The following is a 16,638-nucleotide window of genomic DNA, read 5'->3' on the forward strand; positions in this document are numbered from 1 at the left end:
CCACAGCGCGGGTTCGGCGGGTCACAGGCGAGCGGGCGTGCAGGCGCCGCCACGCATTCGCGATGATGTTGGATCCATTTTCAGATCGTACGGGTCAAGATCATCGCAAGGGGGGTGGTCTCGCTGGCGGCTTCCCCAACGGCATGGCCCGCGGCAATCAAGGCTCGTGAAGGCGGCGCCGTTCCGACACACTTTGGGCGCGCGCCGATCTGACGAAATCTGCACCGACCCACCCGTTTGGGCGATTGTCGGTGCCCGCCAAATCCTGCCTTTTCCACGCGACGAGTTTTGTCTGGCCGCGCCCATTTGCGCGTCAGGCATCCGGGTGTGTGCCGGGGGGCGCCACCCATGGCCGGTCCGTTCCAGACCATCGGGGCGGGCCGGCCAAGGTATTCGAGTTCAGGCAGGCGGCGCCATCCACGCCGCAGACGGGGATTGAAGATGATCACGCAGCTGGTTTCACAAGCGCTTCGCGGCGCGCGTCATGCGCTTCAACAACCGGCCAAGGCGGGCATATCGGTCTTGGCAGCCCTTGCGGGCGTCATGCTGGCAACGGCGCCCGTCCTGGCTTGGGCGATACCGGCGCCGGTATCGCCGCGGCTCGAATACTTCTCGGGGCCCACTTACACCAACCTCGATGTTATTAGCGTGGTTGCCCAGTTCGACTCCGATGTCGTGAACGTCGATGCGAGTGATTTTGTCGTCACCGGGACAACCGCCACGGTCACGGCATTTTCCGCGCTCAGCGCGTCGCGGTACCAGATCGAAATATCGGGTGGAAACCTGGCCGGTCTGAATGGTGAGGTCTATTTTAACCTTGCAGCGGGCCAGGACATCGAAAGCTCGACAGGAGCGCCCCTCACCAATCTCGCACCGAGCTATGGCGACTCCCCGGTGACGGTGAACAATACCCAGCCCATTGGCACCTTCTCCAGCACCAGCTCCGGCACGGTCAGCGGGACATTCTCGATGGCGGTCTCGTTCACGCCGCATGAGGGAAATGCGGACGATATCACCGGCTTTGGGCAGTCTGATTTCGTGGTCACGAACGGAACCGTCACCAATCTCAATCACTACACCGCCGATCGTGCCGTTTTCGATGTCACGCCGACCGCGACAGGAACCGTCACCGTCGAACTGCCTGCGGGCTCGTATTATGATCAGGCAAGCAATCCGAACCTGGCGTCGACCCCGTTCACGATCGAGGCTGATCTCGACCCGCCGGAAGTCGTCTCGATCACGCGGCACGATCCCGCGACCGAGTACACGAATGCTTATAGCCTGGCGTGGCGTGTTGAATTTTCCAAACCGGTATCGGATGTCAGCAGCAACGATTTCCTGGTCAGCGGTTCTACCGCGGCCGTGCACAATATTTCTCGTGACGGCGACGGGGACGACGTTTGGCTGGTGTTCGCGAGCGGCGGCGATCTCGGCGCCGAAGGTTTCGCGAGCGAGGTCGGCTTGGGCTTCAGTGGGTCCCAGAACATCGTCGATGATGACGACCGCGCCCTCTCTGACACCGTGCCGTCCGGCGCCAATGAAACCTTTAAGGTCTCACGCGTCCAGCCGACCTTGCGCGATGTTCTGCGCTACGACCCGACTGGTGACCGAGCCAGTGCTGATTCGGTGACCTGGGACTTCGCCTTCTCGTCGATTTCCAGCTTTTTTGACCTCGAGCCCGATGATTTCAGGTTGACTGGAACCACGGCGACGCTGTCGGTCGAGCGATACTCGGTGGGATTCTACGTCACCGCGTCGGGTGGAGATCTCGCTGATCTGGATGGCCTTATTGCTATCTCCATCGATGGCGTGAACCATTTTGACGAGTACGGCAATCGCCTGTCCTCGCCTAACCCGACCGGGATCTGGGGCACCTATTACGATATGGACAACACCGCACCGACGGTGGAGTTCAGCGCCGCAAGGCCGAGCGTTCCGGGCGGGTCCTTCTCCGTTTTCATCCAGATTTCCGAGGATTACGACACGTTTGATGCCGACGACATCGTGGTCGGTAATGGCTCGGTCACGTCCTTCTCACCCAATGCCCAACGTCGCTTCATCGACATTGAGGTGACGCCTGACGGCGAAGGTGAGGTGACCATTGATGTGCCGGCGGGCACGTTCAATGATCTCGCTGGAAATCCGAACATGGCCGCCGAGCAGGCGTCCGTCATCTCGGATGCAACACCGCCGACCATCACCAGCGTCGAGTTTGTGACGACCGGCGGCTCGCCCACCAATTCCGATACGCTGACCTGGAAAATCACGGTTTCCGAACCGGTGCTTGCGTTCGACCGGTTTGACTTCTTCGTGCCCCAGATCGGTGGTCTTCCGACGGTGACCAATCCCGAACCGACTGTCTATCTGGTTGAAGTGTCGGGCGGCGCCCTGCCTGACTATAACGGGACAGTGTCGCTGCAGCAGGCCGGCAGTTTCAGTATTCGCGACCATTCCAACCTGTATATGGAATCGGGCGCTGTGGTCGGTGGTGGCGCTGCCGAGTGGACAGTGACGATCGACAATATCGCGCCGGAAGCCGGCATCGTGTCGAGCCGCTCGAGTGTCGCGGATGAATTCCCGATCCTGATCACCACGACGGAAGCCACGCGAGCAATCACCGCGGGCGATATCACCGTGACCAATGGCACGATTGACGGTCTCAGCACGAGCGGCACTCAAACCACGGTCCAGATCGTGCCGACGAATGTTGGCGAAGTGCTTGTGCAATTGCTGCCTGGAAGCGTCACCGATCTGGCCGGCAATGCGAACACATACACCGCTTCCTTGAGTGTCCAGTATGAAGTGACGCCGCCAAGCCTCGTCTCGATCGAGCGCTTCAGCCCGACAACCGAAACCACCAATGAGGATCAAGTCGCATGGTTGGTGACCTTTTCCGAGACGGTTGAAAATGTCGGCCCGGGGAGTTTTGTGTTTTCCGGGGCTGATGCGGATCTGGCCGTCTATCCCGTCAGGGGCGGGCCCGGGCCCGGGCGTGGGCAAGCGCCGAGGCCGTCCAGCAGCGATTCCGGTGAAACCGGCACCGCATTCCAGGTGATCGCGTATAATGGGGATATTCCCGATCATGACGGTCTGGTCACGCTGACGGTCAGCGGCGCCAACACCATCACCGATCTGGCCGGGCTGGACCTTGTCGGCACAACGCCGACCGGCGCCAACGACAATACGTTTTATCTGGCCAATGACGTCACCGCTCCCGGTGTGGTCATCAGCTCCGACGCCACAGATCCGGTCGCCGGTGCCTTCACGGTCTCGGTCGCGTTTGATGAAGTGGTCACAGGTCTCGAACTGAGCGAGTTCGTGGTGACCAATGGGGTGGCGTCCAATCTGACCGGATCCGGTGACAGCTATACCGTTTTGATCACGCCGAGCGCCGATGGCGATGTGGTCGTGGAACTGCCGCAAGGTGCTGCCAGTGACGCCGCCGGCAATGGCAATGATGCCGCGACGCCGTTCACGATCGGCGCAGACTTCACGGCGCCGACCGTCACCCTGGCCTCTGCGACCGGTGATACGGTTGCTGGCCCATTTGGTCTGGTTGTCAGCTTCTCGGAGCCGGTCACGGGTCTCGCCCTGGGCGATTTCATGGTCGTGAATGGTGAGGTGTCCGATCTGGCGGGATCGGGTGCCGACTACACGCTGACGGTGACACCGTTGTTTGAAGGCAATGTCACCATTCATCTGGCGGTGGGTGCGGCCATTGATGCAGCGGGCAACGCCTCGGTCGCTGCTGAAACAGCCACGGTCACAAATGATCTGACCGGGCCGACTGTGGTGCTGTCCAGTGATGTGACCCTGCCGGTCACCGGATCCTTCACGCTCACCATCACCTTTGGCGAAGCTGTCACCGGGTTTGAACTGGCCGACCTGGTGGCAACCACGGCGAGCCTGTCCGACCTGGCCGGTGAGGGCGCGGTTTACACCGTGCTGGTCACCCCGCAGGCCGGCAGCCTGTTGACGGTCGATCTTGCTGCGGATGTTGCCACGGATGGCGTCGGCAATGGCAACAGCGCGGCCGAACAATTCTCGCTCATCCTCGACAACACGCCGCCGGTCCCGGCTTTCAACCTGCCGGGCGATACCGTTGAAGGGGCTTTCACAGCCGGCATCACCTTCTCCGAGGATGTCACAGGCTTCGACCTGTCCGATATTGTCGCGGTGAATGCCGACCTGTCAGAATTCACGGTCGTCGGGGCGGCGGAATATTCTGTCCTCGTCACGCCGCAGACCATTGGTACGATCAGCTTGTCGATCACGGCTGATGCGGCGACCGACGCGGCCGAAAACGGCAATACGGCTGTGACTGCCGAGATCGAAGCCATCTCGCGTGCCATTGAGGTCTCTGTTGATCTCGGCGAGGAGGTGATCGACCCCACCGATGTGTCGGCCGAAGCCAGCATCTCCAATCCGGGCAGTGAGTCGGTGGCCTTCCGGGTCGAGGTTGATGTGCCGTGGCTGGATGTTGACCCGATGTCGGGCACGATCCCGGCGCTTGGTGAACTCGACCTGACCATCACGGTCAACGCCTTGGCCAACGAGTTGGAAGCGGGCACCTATACCGGCACCATCACCGTCATCAATCTCGATGGTGATGCCATCGCCAAGGGGCCGAATGCTGTGTCCCATGCGGCGGGTGACACGATCGTCGTGGCGATCCCGCTGACGGTGACGATCGCCGAGCGTCGTGGCACGATCCAGCTGGTCTCGACCACACCGGGCGGTGTCCAGCGTGACGCGACCTTCGGCTTCGCCTCCAGCGATGCCGATCTTGACGGGCTCAGCCTGACCACGGAGAACGGCTATGCCGAGACCACGCCGGTCCGCAAACTCCTGGGCCAGTATGATGTCACGCAAAGCCTGCCGCAGGGCTGGCGTCTGGATACGCTGAGCTGTGTCGGGGATACCGATGGCGGCAGTGTGATCGATCTGGCCGCCGGCCGTGTCGACATTGATCTCGACGCCAATGAAGACATTGTCTGCACCTTCGCCAATACGCGGGACGAGGCGGAAATCCGGCTAGCGACCCAGCGCACCATCCGCAATTTCATGGTTCGCCGGGCTGATCGCATCCTGGATGCGGCGCCGGACCTGACCCGTCGCTTGCGGGATCGCGACACCCGTTCGCCGGGGCAGTTCTCTGCCGACATCAATGGCGGCACGCGCATGATGGCGATGTCGACCAGCCTCTCGGGCATGCGCAATCATGCCCGCGACAGTGCGCCGCAAATGGATGCGGCGCCGGGCGCCACCCATCCGCGCGGCGAAGGCCTGGATGTCTGGCTGTCGGCGCGTTATTCCTCGCTCTCCGATGACCGGACAGGCGAGGGCACCGACAGCGCCTTCGGCGTGCTGCAGCTCGGTGCTGACTGGTCGGTGGGCGACGGCACGCTGGTTGGTGTCCTGGTCCAGCGTGACTGGATGGACGAGCAGACCGACGATATTGCCGAGCGGGCCGGCGGCATCCGTGGCGCCCGTGTCGGTGGCACCGGCTGGCTGGCAGGCCCCTATGTGGTGCATCAGCTGACCGACGGGGTCTGGTTCGACGCCATGGCGCTCTACGGCCAGTCCAGCAATACGGTCGATCCTCTTGGCCTCTATGAGGACGAGTTCGAAACGAGCCGCTACTTGCTGCGCATGAATTTGAGCGGTGAGTGGCAGTCCGGTGCCTGGCGTATCCGGCCGTCGGCCAGCCTGGCGCATTTCGAGGAGACCCAGGACGCCTATGTCGACAGTCTTGCCATCGACATCCCGTCGCAGACCATCGCCATTGGCCGTCTCGAAGCCGGGCCGGAATTTGCCTATCGCTTCGCGCAGGCCGACGGTGGCTGGTGGGAGCCGAGCCTCGGCCTGACCGGGGTGTGGGACTATAATCCCGCCGAGCTGCTGAACGAGAACGGCCTTCTGGTCGGAACCGGCGATGTCCGCCTCGACGCGCGGCTGGGCCTTCAGGGTCAGTTGGCGCCGGGTGCATCAATCGCGCTGGAAGCGGATGTGTCCGGTCTTGGTGACGGCGACTTTGAGGCTCGCTCGGCCCGCATCGAACTGCGCCTGTCCTTCAACTAATCGGACGGCGTTGCGGCAAGCCTGCGGCGGGCCTGTTCGAGATCGGTTACCGTGTTGATATTGAGGAAGGCATCGCCAACCGCGAAATCAACACGGTGCGCCGCCGCCGCATCGGCCAGGGCGGCCAGGGCCGGGCCGGAGCCGGGCGGGAGGTCCGCCAGCAGCGCCAGCAAAGTGTCTGGTCGCCAGGCGCTGAAAGCCGGCTGCAAGCGCCCGCCGGATTGCGCCACGGCCGGCAGCGGGTCGGCGCATAACCGGTGCACCAGATCTGTCGCGAGAAAGGGCGTGTCGACCGGGACGGTGACCAGGGCCGGGTCTGTGGCGCCGACCGCGATCACATGTCGGGCCGCTGCCAGCAGGCCGGCGGCGGGACCGACCGGACCGTCCTCCGGGTCGGGCAGGGTGGCAAGCCCGCTGCCATAATCATCCGGGCCAGCGATCAGCACAGTATCGACCTGGGGCGTCAGGCGCGTGATGACATGGTCGATCAACCGCCGCCCGCCGAGTTCAAGCCCGGCCTTGTCGACACCGCCCATCCGTCGCGATTGCCCGCCGGCCAGGATGATGCCGAAGCGCGTCACGTCACCGCCACGAACCGGCCGCGACTGGCGGCATAGAGCCGGATATTGGCTTGTTTCGCCCTGTCGATGGCCAACAGGGTCGGCGCTGACAGGCTGGCCAGCGCCGGCATGCCGGCCCGGGCGGCCTTCTCGATCAGCTCGTAGGAGGCGCGGCTCGACATCACCAGGAAACCGTCAAACATGTCCTGCCCTGTGTGCGCCAGGGCGCCGACCAGCTTGTCGAGCGCATTGTGGCGACCGACATCCTCGCGCGCCGCCAGGATCGACCCGTCGCACCCGGCCCAGGCGGCCGCATGCACCGAGCGGGTGCGCGCATTCAGCGGTTGCCAGTCGGCCAGCGTGGCGAAGGCGGTCGCCAGCGCGGCTTCGGTGACATCCGCCGGCGTGTCTGCGACGCGGGGCAGGGGCGCGGTCAGGGATTCGGCATTTTCCAGCCCGCACAAGCCGCAGCCGGCCCGTCCCGGCAAGGTGCGGCGACGGCGGATCAGGTCGAAGCGTTCCAAGCGTTCGGCGTTGAGGGTGATGTGAAGATCGACCCCGAGCGGCTGGTGGATGATCTCGATGGCCTCGATCTCGCCGGCCTGCCGGACCAGTCCTTCGGACAGCGAAAACCCGATCGCGAAATCCGCGAGATCGGCCGGCGTCGCCAGCATGACGGCATGGTTGCGGCGGTTATAGGTGATCGCGACCGGGACTTCATTGGGCACGGCCCAGCGTGTCCCGTCCGCCAGCTCGACATCGCTTGCTGTCGCCGCGGCCTCGCCGCTTTCATGGATGACGGGCGTGTTATTCAGCCGGTTCGACACGGCTGTCCTTCTCGATACGGCGGCTCGCGGCGAGTGTGTCGGCATAGTCTTCCTGCCAGGGCGAGCGGTGATTGGCGGGGCTCACTTCAACCGCCGTCACCTTGTATTCCGGACAGCTGGTCGCCCAGTCGGAATTCTCGGTCGTGACCACATTGGCGCCGGTGCCGGGATGGTGGAAAGTCGTATAGACGACACCCGGCGCCATGCGTTCGGAATGCTTGGCCCGCAGGGTGATTTCACCCTTGCGGCTGCGCACCGAGACCCATTGCCCGTCCTGGACACCGCGCGCCTCGGCATCGCTGGGGTGAAGCTCCAGCACGTCCTCTTCATGCCAGCGCGTATTCTCGGTCCGCCGCGACTGGGCGCCGACATTATACTGGCTGAGAATGCGGCCGGTGGTCAGGATGAGCGGGAATTTGCGATTGGTGCGTTCGGTGGTCGGCACGAATTCAGTGACCACGAAATGCCCCTTGCCGCGCACGAAACCGTCGACATGCATGATCGGCGTGCCCTGTGGCGCGCGTTCGTCGCAGGGCCATTGCACACTGCCATCGCTGTCGAGACGGGCATGCGAGACGCCGGCAAAGGTCGGCGTCAGGGCAGCGATCTCGTCCATGATGTCGGCGGGACCGGCATAATTCATTTCGGCATAGCCCATGGCGTTGGTCAGCGCCTGCGTCACCGCCCATTCCGCCATGCCGGTCTTGACCGGTATGGCCGGGCGGACCCGGTTGATGCGGCGTTCGGCATTGATGAAACAGCCGTCTTTCTCGAGGAAGGAGGTGCCGGGCAGGAAGACATGGGCAAAGCGCGCGGTCTCGTTGAGGAAGAGGTCCTGCACGATCAGGATGTCGAGCGCCCGCAGGGCGGCTTCAACATGCTGGGTGTTCGGGTCGGACTGGGCGATGTCTTCGCCTTGCACATAAAGGCCCTTGAACGTGCCACCGCAGGCCTCGTCGAACATGTTGGGAATGCGCAGGCCCGGTTCGGCGTCCTGCGGGCTTTGCCAAGCGGCTTCGAACGTGGCGCGGGTGGCGTCGTCGCTGACATGGCGATAGCCGGGATATTCGTGCGGGAAGGAACCCATGTCGCACGAGCCCTGGACATTATTCTGACCGCGCAGCGGATTCACGCCGACGCCGCGCCGCCCGATATTGCCGGTCGCCATCGCCAGATTGGCCATGCCCATCACCATGGTCGAGCCTTGGCTGTGTTCGGTCACGCCGAGCCCGTAATAGATCGCCGCCCGGCCACCACCCGCATAAAGACGCGCGGCAGCGCGGATGTCCTCGGCGGCCACACCGGTGATGGCGGCCGCGGCCTCCGGTGAGTTGGCCTCATCGCGGATGAAGTCGAGCCAGTCGGCAAAACTGTCGGCCTCGCAGCGCTCGGCGATGAAGGCCTCGTCGAGCAGGCCTTCGGTGGCGGCGACATGGGCCAGCGCGTTGACCAGGGCGACATTGGTGCCCGGCTGGAGAGCCAGATGGTGGGCCGCTTCGATGTGCGGCGTCCGCACCAGATCAATGGCGCGCGGATCGGCGATGATCAGGTTGGCCCCTGCGCGCAGGCGGCGTTTCATCTGCGAGGCGAAGACCGGATGGGCGTCGGTTGGATTGGCGCCGATCAGCAAGATGACATCGGCCTCTTCGACACTGTCGAAATCCTGGGTGCCGGCGGAGGTTCCATAGGTCTGTTTGAGGCCATAGCCGGTCGGCGAATGGCAGACCCGGGCGCAGGTATCGATATTATTGTTGGCAAAGGCGGTGCGGACCATTTTCTGGACCAGCCAAACCTCCTCGATCGTACAGCGCGAGGAAGAGATGGCGCCGATCGACTTGCGGCCATGCGCGGCCTGGGTCGCTTTCAGGCGATCCGCTGCAAAGCCGATGGCCTCATCCCAGGACACTTCCCGCCAAGGCTGGTCGATATTGTCGCGGATCATCGGCGCGGTGATGCGGTCGGCATGGGAGGCATAACCCCAGGCAAAGCGGCCCTTGACGCAGGAATGGCCGTGATTGGCCTTGCCGTCCTTGTCCGGCACCATGCGGATAACCTGATTGCCCTTCAGCTCGGCCTTGAAGGAGCAACCCACCCCGCAATAGGCGCAGGTGGTTTTCACCGTCCGGTCCGGCACGCCATGCTCGACGACCGCTTTTTCCTGCAGGGTGGCCGTCGGACAGGCCTGCACACAGGCGCCGCAGGAGACGCATTCCGAATTGAAGAAGTCCGGCCCGCCGACCGAGATGTGTGAGTCGAAACCGCGTCCCTCGACCGTCAGCGCCAGCGTGCCCTGGACCTCGTCACAGGCGCGCACACAGCGCGAGCAGACAATGCATTTGGACGGTTCGAAATCGAAATACGGGTTGGAGACGTCCTTCGCCTGCCCGCCATGGTTCTCACCGGCCAAGCCATAGCGGACATCGCGCAGGCCGACAGTGCCCGCCATGTCCTGCAGCTCGCAATCGCCATTGTCGGAACAGGTCAGGCAATCGAGCGGGTGGTCGGAGATATAAAGCTCCATCACCCCGCGGCGCAGGCGCGCCAGCCGGTCCGATTGGGTGGTGACCTTCATGCCCGGCTCGACCGGTGTGGTGCAGGAAGCCGGCGTGCCGCGCTTGCCGTCGATCTCGACCAGGCAGAGCCGACAGGAGCCGAAAGCCTTCAGATTGTCAGTGGCGCAGAGTTTGGGGATTTGCGTGCCCAGTTGCGCCGCCGCCCGCATCACGCTGGTGCCTTCCGGCACGGTGACATCGAAGCCGTCTATCTCCAGCGTGACAGACCGGGTGGCGCCACGCGGCGCCGGTGTGCCGAAATCAAGGTCCTGGTCGAGGGGCATGACGAACTCCTACTCGGCGGCCTGACGGGTGAAGTCTTCGGGAAAGCGCTGGATGGCGCTGCGCACCGGCATCGGTGTCAGCCCGCCCATCGCGCACAGCGAGCCATCCGTCATCAGCTCGCACAGGTCTTCAATCAGGGCGAGATTGTCGGCCACCGCCTCGCCGGCAATGATCTTGTCGAGCATTTCACGGCCACGCGTCGCGCCGACCCGGCAGGGCGTGCACTTGCCACAGCTCTCGATGGTGCAGAATTCCATCGCAAAGCGGGCTTGCCGCGCCATGTCGACCGTGTCGTTGAAGACCACGATCCCGCCATGGCCCAGCATACCACCGATCGCCGCCAATGCCTCATAATCCATCGCGACGTCGAGATCAGCATCGGCCAGATAGGCGCCCAACGGACCGCCGACCTGAACCGCACGCAGCGGTCGACCCGACCGCGTGCCGCCGCCGAAATCCTCGATCAGCGTGCGCAGCGACACGCCGAAGGCCAGCTCGATGAGGGCGCCGTGCCTGATGTCACCGGCGAGCTGGAAGGCCTGGGTGCCGCGCGAACGGCCGGTGCCGAAATCGCGATAGGCTTCGCCGCCATGCTCCAGGATCCACGGCACGCTGGCCAGGGTGAGGACATTGTTGACGATGGTCGGCTGTCCGAACAGGCCGGAGATGGCGGGGATGGGCGGTTTCGCCCGGACCTCGCCGCGCTTGCCTTCAAGGCTGTTCAGCATCGAGCTTTCTTCACCGCAGATATAGGCGCCGGCACCGGTGCGGACCTCGATGTCGAAATGATCGCCGTCGCCCAGTCCGGCAAACAGCCCGGCCTCGCACCAGATACCGATTGCGGCCGTCAGGGTGCGGATGGCGTGCGGGTATTCCGAGCGTAGATAGACCAGCCCGCCGGTCGCGCCGATGGCGCGGGCAGCAATGCACATGCCGGCGATCAGGGTGAAAGGGTCGCCCTCCATCAAAAGCCGGTCGGCATAGGTGCCGCTATCGCCCTCATCGGCATTACAGCACAGCCAGGTCTGGTCGCCCTTGGCCTTGCTGGCCGTCTCCCATTTGATCCCGGCCGGAAAACCGGCCCCGCCGCGGCCGCGCAGGCCGGAGGTTTTGACCGTCTCGATGATCGCGTCCGGGGTGAGCGCCCTGGCGGTGTCCAGTCCGGCGCGGCCGCCGGTCGCAATCCAGGCGTCCAGATCGAGCGGGTCGTTGAGGCCGCAGCGGGCGAAGATCAGTCTTTGCTGGCGCGCCAGTTGTGGGATCGCCGCAACCGGGCCCAGCGCAAGCCTGTGATCATCGGGAAATCCGGCGGCGACCAGGTCGGCAATATCGCCGGGTGTGACCGGGCCAAAGCCCCGGCGCTCGCCATCGCGTTCGATCTCGACCAGCGGTTCCAGCCAGAACAGGCCGCGTGAGCCATTCCGGATGATGCGGCAGGTGTCGGGCAGGGCAGCGGCCAGCTGGTCGGCAACCTGATCCGCCCCAACCGAGATGGCGGCTGAATCACCGGGAATGAAAATGCGATCCGGGGGCGTGTTCATTGCGGTTCCGCCTCCACGATCTCGCGGGCTACGAGTTCGGACATCAGGCGATCGGCATCTATCCGTCCGATCGGTGTCTCGTCGAGCAGGGCGGCCGGGCTAAGCGCGCAATTGCCCAGGCAATAGACTGACCGGATTTCCAGCGCCGGCTCGTCGCCCTCTGTCACACCGAGTGCCCCCAGACGGCGTTCGATCTCCGCCGCGGCCGCATCGCCGCCCGCGGCCTGGCAGGCTTCGGCGCGGCAGAGTTTGAGCACATGGCGGGCGCCGGGCTGGCGTTTGAAATCATGATAGAAGCTGACCACGCCGAGCACTTCGGCCCGGCTCAGATTGAGTGCGTCGGCGAGCGTGGCGATGGCGGCGTCCGAGACAAAGCCGGCGCTGGCCTGGATGTCGTGCAGGATTTCGATCAGCCCGTCGGGCCGGTTCCCCTGACGAGCGCAGGCGGCGCGGGCCGTCTGGTCATCGATCGTGTCGATCAACATGGGCATGGTTTGGCGCCAATCTCCCCGACAACGCCGTTCAATGCCGGACAGTATGACGCGTTCGCGTGCGCTTCCCAAATCCTCAGGCCAGCCAATCGGGTTGCGGTATCCCGCGACGGATTTTGCGCCGGATTGAACCGCCGACGAGTCTTGAGCTGGTGAGCTGTCTCGCCTAGCGTTCGGCCGTCGGGGAGTATCGAAATGTCTGCCGCCAATGCGAAACCATCGAGCCATCGCGCGACAAGTGCCTGGTGTGGCACATGAATGTGGGCGAGCGCCGGATCGCGCTGGTCGATGATCACCGCATGTTTGCAGATGGGTTCGGCGTCCTGCTGGCCTCGCTGAGGCCGGACTATCAGGTCCGGACATTTGACGAACCGATCGCTTTTCTGCGCCTGGTCGAGACGGCCGAGGCGTTCGATCTGGTCATTCTCGATCTGGTGATGCGCAGCATGAATGGCCTTGCCGTGCTGGCGGCCATGCGCGAGCGCAAATGTCGCGCGCCGGTGCTGATCATTTCGGGTATCGGTACCGAACCGCCGCTGGCTGAAATGCGGGCACTGGGCGCGCGCGGTTTTGTTCACAAGACCGCCGATACCGAGACACTGGTTGCGGCAACCGATGCGATCCTGGCCGGGCGGAGCTTTTTTCCGACCGTGTCCGCTGCGGGCGGTGAGGATGGCGACGGGACGGACGGGTTCGACGATTTGCCGCTCACTGATGGTCTGCCGTCCCTGGCGCCGCGGCAGTTGGAGATCCTGCACCTGATCGGCCGGGGCGAGACCAACAAGATGATCGCGGTGGCGCTCAATATCAGCGAAAACACCGTGAAATCGCATCTCCGCGCGATCTTTGAAGCGCTGGGGGTTCACACGCGCACCGCCTGTGTCCGCAAGGCACAAGCGCTGGGACTGATCTGACAGCCGGTTCCGAAACGGGCGGGGTTCAGTCGGCGTGTGGCGGATGCGCCAGGCTGTCGAGCAGGGTCTGCCGCAGCTGTGCCGGATCGGTGGGCTTGGTCAGGACGGTGACGTTGTCGAGGCCGGCCAGTTTCTCGAACTGATAGACATCACCGGTGAGCAATACCGCGGGAATGTCGGCCGCGACTTCGCTGCGCAGGGCAGCAATCGTCTCCAGACCGTCCTCGCCGTCGGCGAGCCGCTTGTCGACGATCAACAGCGCGGGTTCCGATGTCGCCCAGCCCATCAGTTCGATCGCGTCCGCGCCCGAGGCCGCCGCGATCACCCGACACTTCCAGTCGGTCAGCAGGATTGACAGCGCATCACGCACCGAAGACTCATCCTCGACGAGGACGATCAGGGGGGCGCCGGTGATCTCTGCGGGACTCGGTGAGGCCGGCGCGGCGATCTCGCCAACCGGCTGACAGGCCAGCGTGATGCTGGCACGCGTGCCTTCGCCGGGGGTCGAGTCGAATGTCAGCTCTGCACCGAGCTTGCGGGCGAGCTGCCGGACAATGGGCAAGCCGAGGCCGAGCCCTTTCGGCGCGTTGTCCCGGGTCGGTGCGAGCTGCACATATTCGTCGAAGACGCGGTCAATCGCGTCGGCCGGGATGCCGTTGCCGGTGTCACAAACCTCGATCCGGACACGATCGCCGTCGCGGCGCGACTGAAGGGATACACGCCCGCCGGCAGGCGTGAACTTGACGGCGTTCGACAGCAGGTTGCGCAGGATGCGGGCGACCAGCAAGGGGTCGCTGTCGAGCACGGCCGGCTCGAAACGGGTCTCGAGCGCAATCTCATTGTCGTGCGCCGGTTCGGCGAATTCCTGTTCGAGACCGGTCAGAACCGATGTCAGGTCGAAGGCGCGCGGCTTGGCCACGATCGCGCCGCTGTCGAGCCGTGCCGTCTCAACCAGCGCCTGGAGCAATTGCTGCTGTGCTTGCCAACAAGCTTCGATCTTGTCGAGCAGGGCGGTCTGGTCCGGGCGTTCCATCAGCGGCCGCATTGCGCCGATGAAAAAGCCCTGAGCCTGCAGGGGCTGTGACATGTCATGGCTGGTGGCGGCAAGGAAGCGAGACTTTTCGGCGCTGACTTTCTCGATCAGCGCGTTCTTTTCCTGCAGGCGCCGGGTCAGCTCTCGATTGCGCTCGGCGGCCAGCATTTCCTTGGTCTGTATTTCGGCCCGTGCGCTGACCAGCAGGCCGAAGCCGTAATAGATCAACAATCCAAGCCCGATCAGCCGCAATGGGCCATCAATGGTGATCAGCCAGTAGGCCGAAAAAGGGACCAGCGTTGCCGTCGCCAGGGCGATATAGGTCGACCGGTATTCAGCGCTGGGCATCATCCCGCCGACCGTGATCGCGAAAACCATGTTGATGGCGATGAAGAGGTGGAGCAGGGAGCCGGCGTCGAGAATGGCGATGGCAAACAGGGCCCAGATCACGCCGGTCAGGCCTGAAATCACCACATGGCCGGTCAGGTAGCGTCGGTAATTTGTCCGGTCGACGCCATCGGGAACCGCCAGTCGCGGGTAGAGAAAGACGATGCCGACCATACTGCCGGCGGCTGCGACCCAGCTCGCAGCAACGGCAAATTGGCCGGCCAGCATTATCAGGATGGCGAGATAAAGGATGACGCCGCCAATGATCAGGCAGGACATGCCGGTCCGGTCGCGTAACAAGCGCGCCTGGCCCATCCGGACCTGTTCGAGATCGGTGGCGGCAGGTTCGGTCGCCGACGCTGGGTCCGGCATGTGGCGGGTGGTGTCGGTCACGACCACGGCTCCCGGAGGTGCGGCGCCGGGGATCGCCACGCATTCAACTGGTCTGCCCCAATCCTGCGTCAAATCTGCCACCGCGTTGAATGCGGCTCAACCACCCGTTCGGGTGGCGCTTGCAGTCTCGGCGTCGGCAGCAATTTTCTTCAGGTTCGATGCGTGGCTGGCCTGGTCGATCGGGTAACCCCGGATAACGGCGATCATGGCCAGGGTGAAGACGGCCGGCAGCCAACTGGCCATCAAGCGGATTGTCACCAGGGCCTCGCCGGTCACTGCGTCGGGCGCATAGCCACTCAAGGCCAGCAATCCACCGACGAACAACGCCGTCAGACCGGCCGTGACTTTCTGGACGAAGGTCGCCAGGCCGAATGCGCGCGCCTCGACCCGGGTGCCGGAACGGGCGTGTCCATGATCGATGACATCCGGCAGCATGGACCAGAACATGACCGGCACCGCGGCACTGCCGGTGCCGATGACGGCAATCGCGATCAGGGCGGCGCCTGGCGGGGTCGTCGGCGCCAGGCCGAGGGCGGCATACCCGAGGGCGGCGAGGCCGAGGCCGCACATCATCGTCAATCGTTTGCTGGTGCGGGCGGCGAGCATCATCCAGGCCGGCGCTGCGACGATCATGGTGAGAACGGGGGTGGCCAGTATCAGCGGTACGAGGTCCGGCTGCTGCAGGACATGATTGGCCAGATAGAGCAGCGACTGGGTGAACATGCCATAGCCCAGTGTACCGAGCAGCATGAGGACGAGCAGGGCCTGGAAGGGCCGGTTCTGCCGCGTTGCCGATCCCAGGCCGCGAAGATCCGCCGTCAGGGTCGAGGGGCCGCTTGTTGGCGGCAGCGGCGGCGCGATGCGCATCAGCCGGGCGCACAGCAAGAGGACCAGGCCGGCGACGAGGCCGATCGCCAGCGCCGCGATGGCATGACCGCTGGCGGCGGCAATCGCCGGTATGGTGACCGCCACCATCAGTCCGCCCAGACCGGCGAAAACGACCCGGGTTGCTGACAGGGCGCTGCGCTCGTGGCCATTCGGGGTGAGCCGTGCCGGCAGCGCGTTGTAAGGCATGCTGGCGCAGGTGAAGGCAGTGCGAAAGGCGAGATGGGTCACCAGCGCCCACAGGGCGATGAGCGCCGTGCCGTCGAAGGGCTGGGTAAAGACGAGGGTGAAGCTCAGCCCGGCCGGCAGGGCGGACAGGCCGATCAGGTGCGCATAGCCACCGTCCTGGCGTGCCCGGCGTTCGGCCCAGCTGGCGATCAGCGGATCGGAGACCGCGTCCCACGCCATGCCGATGAGGTAAATCGCACCCGCCAGCAGGGGCGGCAGGCCCAGCACGTCGGTATAAAAATATAGCAGGAAGAGGGCGCAGCCCTGCCACAGGGCAACAAATGCGAAATCGCCGACGCCATAGCCAAGCCGGCGCCCGAGTGTCAGCCGCTCGGGCTGCAGCGGTGGGGGCGTGGGCGTACTCGCCGTCGATGGGGGCTGATGAGTCACAGTGAATTCCTGATCGGTTTCCCGGAAGGTGTGGGTCGGCGCGCGCCAAGGCTTCATTTCATGAATAGTCG

The 16,638-nt window shown here is 64.4% G+C and carries 9 protein-coding genes; 2 read left to right on the top strand and 7 right to left on the bottom strand.

Annotated elements, in window-relative coordinates; all coding sequences use genetic code 11:
* Positions 1–441 precede the first annotated feature (441 nt).
* Positions 442–6,081 (top strand): Ig-like domain-containing protein, encoded by a 5,640-nt coding sequence (locus tag C7435_RS12205; protein ID WP_170150460.1) that lies wholly within the window; start codon positions 442–444, stop codon positions 6,079–6,081.
* Here C7435_RS12205 and mobA read toward each other — a convergent pair.
* Genes mobA through C7435_RS12230 form a run of 5 tightly spaced genes read right to left on the bottom strand, consistent with a single transcriptional unit; the run spans position 6,078 to position 12,337 of the window.
* Positions 6,078–6,662, bottom strand: a complete 585-nt coding sequence (gene mobA, locus C7435_RS12210; RefSeq protein ID WP_121211807.1) for a molybdenum cofactor guanylyltransferase — start codon at positions 6,660–6,662, stop codon at positions 6,078–6,080. The genes C7435_RS12205 and mobA overlap by 4 nt on opposite strands.
* Positions 6,659–7,468 (bottom strand): formate dehydrogenase accessory sulfurtransferase FdhD, encoded by an 810-nt coding sequence (gene fdhD, locus C7435_RS12215; protein ID WP_233350767.1) that lies wholly within the window; start codon positions 7,466–7,468, stop codon positions 6,659–6,661. The genes mobA and fdhD overlap by 4 nt, the downstream gene beginning before the upstream one ends.
* Entirely contained in the window at positions 7,449–10,304 is a 2,856-nt protein-coding gene (fdhF, locus tag C7435_RS12220; RefSeq protein ID WP_121211811.1) for a formate dehydrogenase subunit alpha, read from the bottom strand. The genes fdhD and fdhF overlap by 20 nt, the downstream gene beginning before the upstream one ends.
* 9 nt (positions 10,305–10,313) lie before the next feature.
* Positions 10,314–11,846: a formate dehydrogenase beta subunit gene (locus tag C7435_RS12225; protein WP_121211813.1), complete on the bottom strand. Its 1,533-nt coding sequence runs from the start codon at positions 11,844–11,846 to the stop codon at positions 10,314–10,316.
* The gene (locus C7435_RS12230) at positions 11,843–12,337 is read right to left on the bottom strand and encodes an NAD(P)H-dependent oxidoreductase subunit E (protein WP_075191527.1); all 495 of its coding nucleotides are present in this window, start codon (positions 12,335–12,337) and stop codon (positions 11,843–11,845) included. Before C7435_RS12230 ends, C7435_RS12225 begins: the two co-directional genes overlap by 4 nt.
* Before the next feature lie 254 nt (positions 12,338–12,591).
* On the opposite strand from C7435_RS12230, the gene C7435_RS12235 reads away from it, so the two are divergent.
* The gene (locus C7435_RS12235) at positions 12,592–13,251 is read left to right on the top strand and encodes a response regulator transcription factor (protein ID WP_121211815.1); all 660 of its coding nucleotides are present in this window, start codon (positions 12,592–12,594) and stop codon (positions 13,249–13,251) included.
* Between the two features lie 25 nt (positions 13,252–13,276).
* Here the strand turns inward: C7435_RS12235 and C7435_RS12240 are convergent, their stop codons facing one another.
* Both C7435_RS12240 and C7435_RS12245 read right to left on the bottom strand, forming a co-directional pair.
* Positions 13,277–15,064 carry an ATP-binding response regulator gene (locus C7435_RS12240; RefSeq protein ID WP_147422691.1) on the bottom strand — a complete coding sequence of 596 codons (1,788 nt, stop codon included), beginning with the start codon at positions 15,062–15,064 and terminating at the stop codon, positions 13,277–13,279.
* A gap of 96 nt (positions 15,065–15,160) precedes the next feature.
* Positions 15,161–16,567, bottom strand: a complete 1,407-nt coding sequence (locus C7435_RS12245; protein ID WP_170150461.1) for an MFS transporter — start codon at positions 16,565–16,567, stop codon at positions 15,161–15,163.
* Positions 16,568–16,638 lie beyond the last annotated feature (71 nt).

It is taken from the genome of Maricaulis maris, from assembly GCF_003634045.1.
In the GTDB taxonomy this organism is placed as follows: Bacteria; Pseudomonadota; Alphaproteobacteria; order Caulobacterales; family Maricaulaceae; genus Maricaulis; species Maricaulis maris.

Excerpts from the sequence above, each read along its gene's own strand:
- C7435_RS12205 (WP_170150460.1), top strand. The coding sequence starts at position 442 with ATGATCACGCAGCTGGTTTCACAAGCGCTTCGCGGCGCGCGTCATGCG.
- fdhF (WP_121211811.1), bottom strand. The coding sequence starts at position 10,304 with ATGCCCCTCGACCAGGACCTTGATTTCGGCACACCGGCGCCGCGTGGC.
- C7435_RS12225 (WP_121211813.1), bottom strand. The coding sequence starts at position 11,846 with ATGAACACGCCCCCGGATCGCATTTTCATTCCCGGTGATTCAGCCGCC.
- C7435_RS12230 (WP_075191527.1), bottom strand. The coding sequence starts at position 12,337 with ATGCCCATGTTGATCGACACGATCGATGACCAGACGGCCCGCGCCGCC.
- C7435_RS12235 (WP_121211815.1), top strand. The coding sequence starts at position 12,592 with ATGAATGTGGGCGAGCGCCGGATCGCGCTGGTCGATGATCACCGCATG.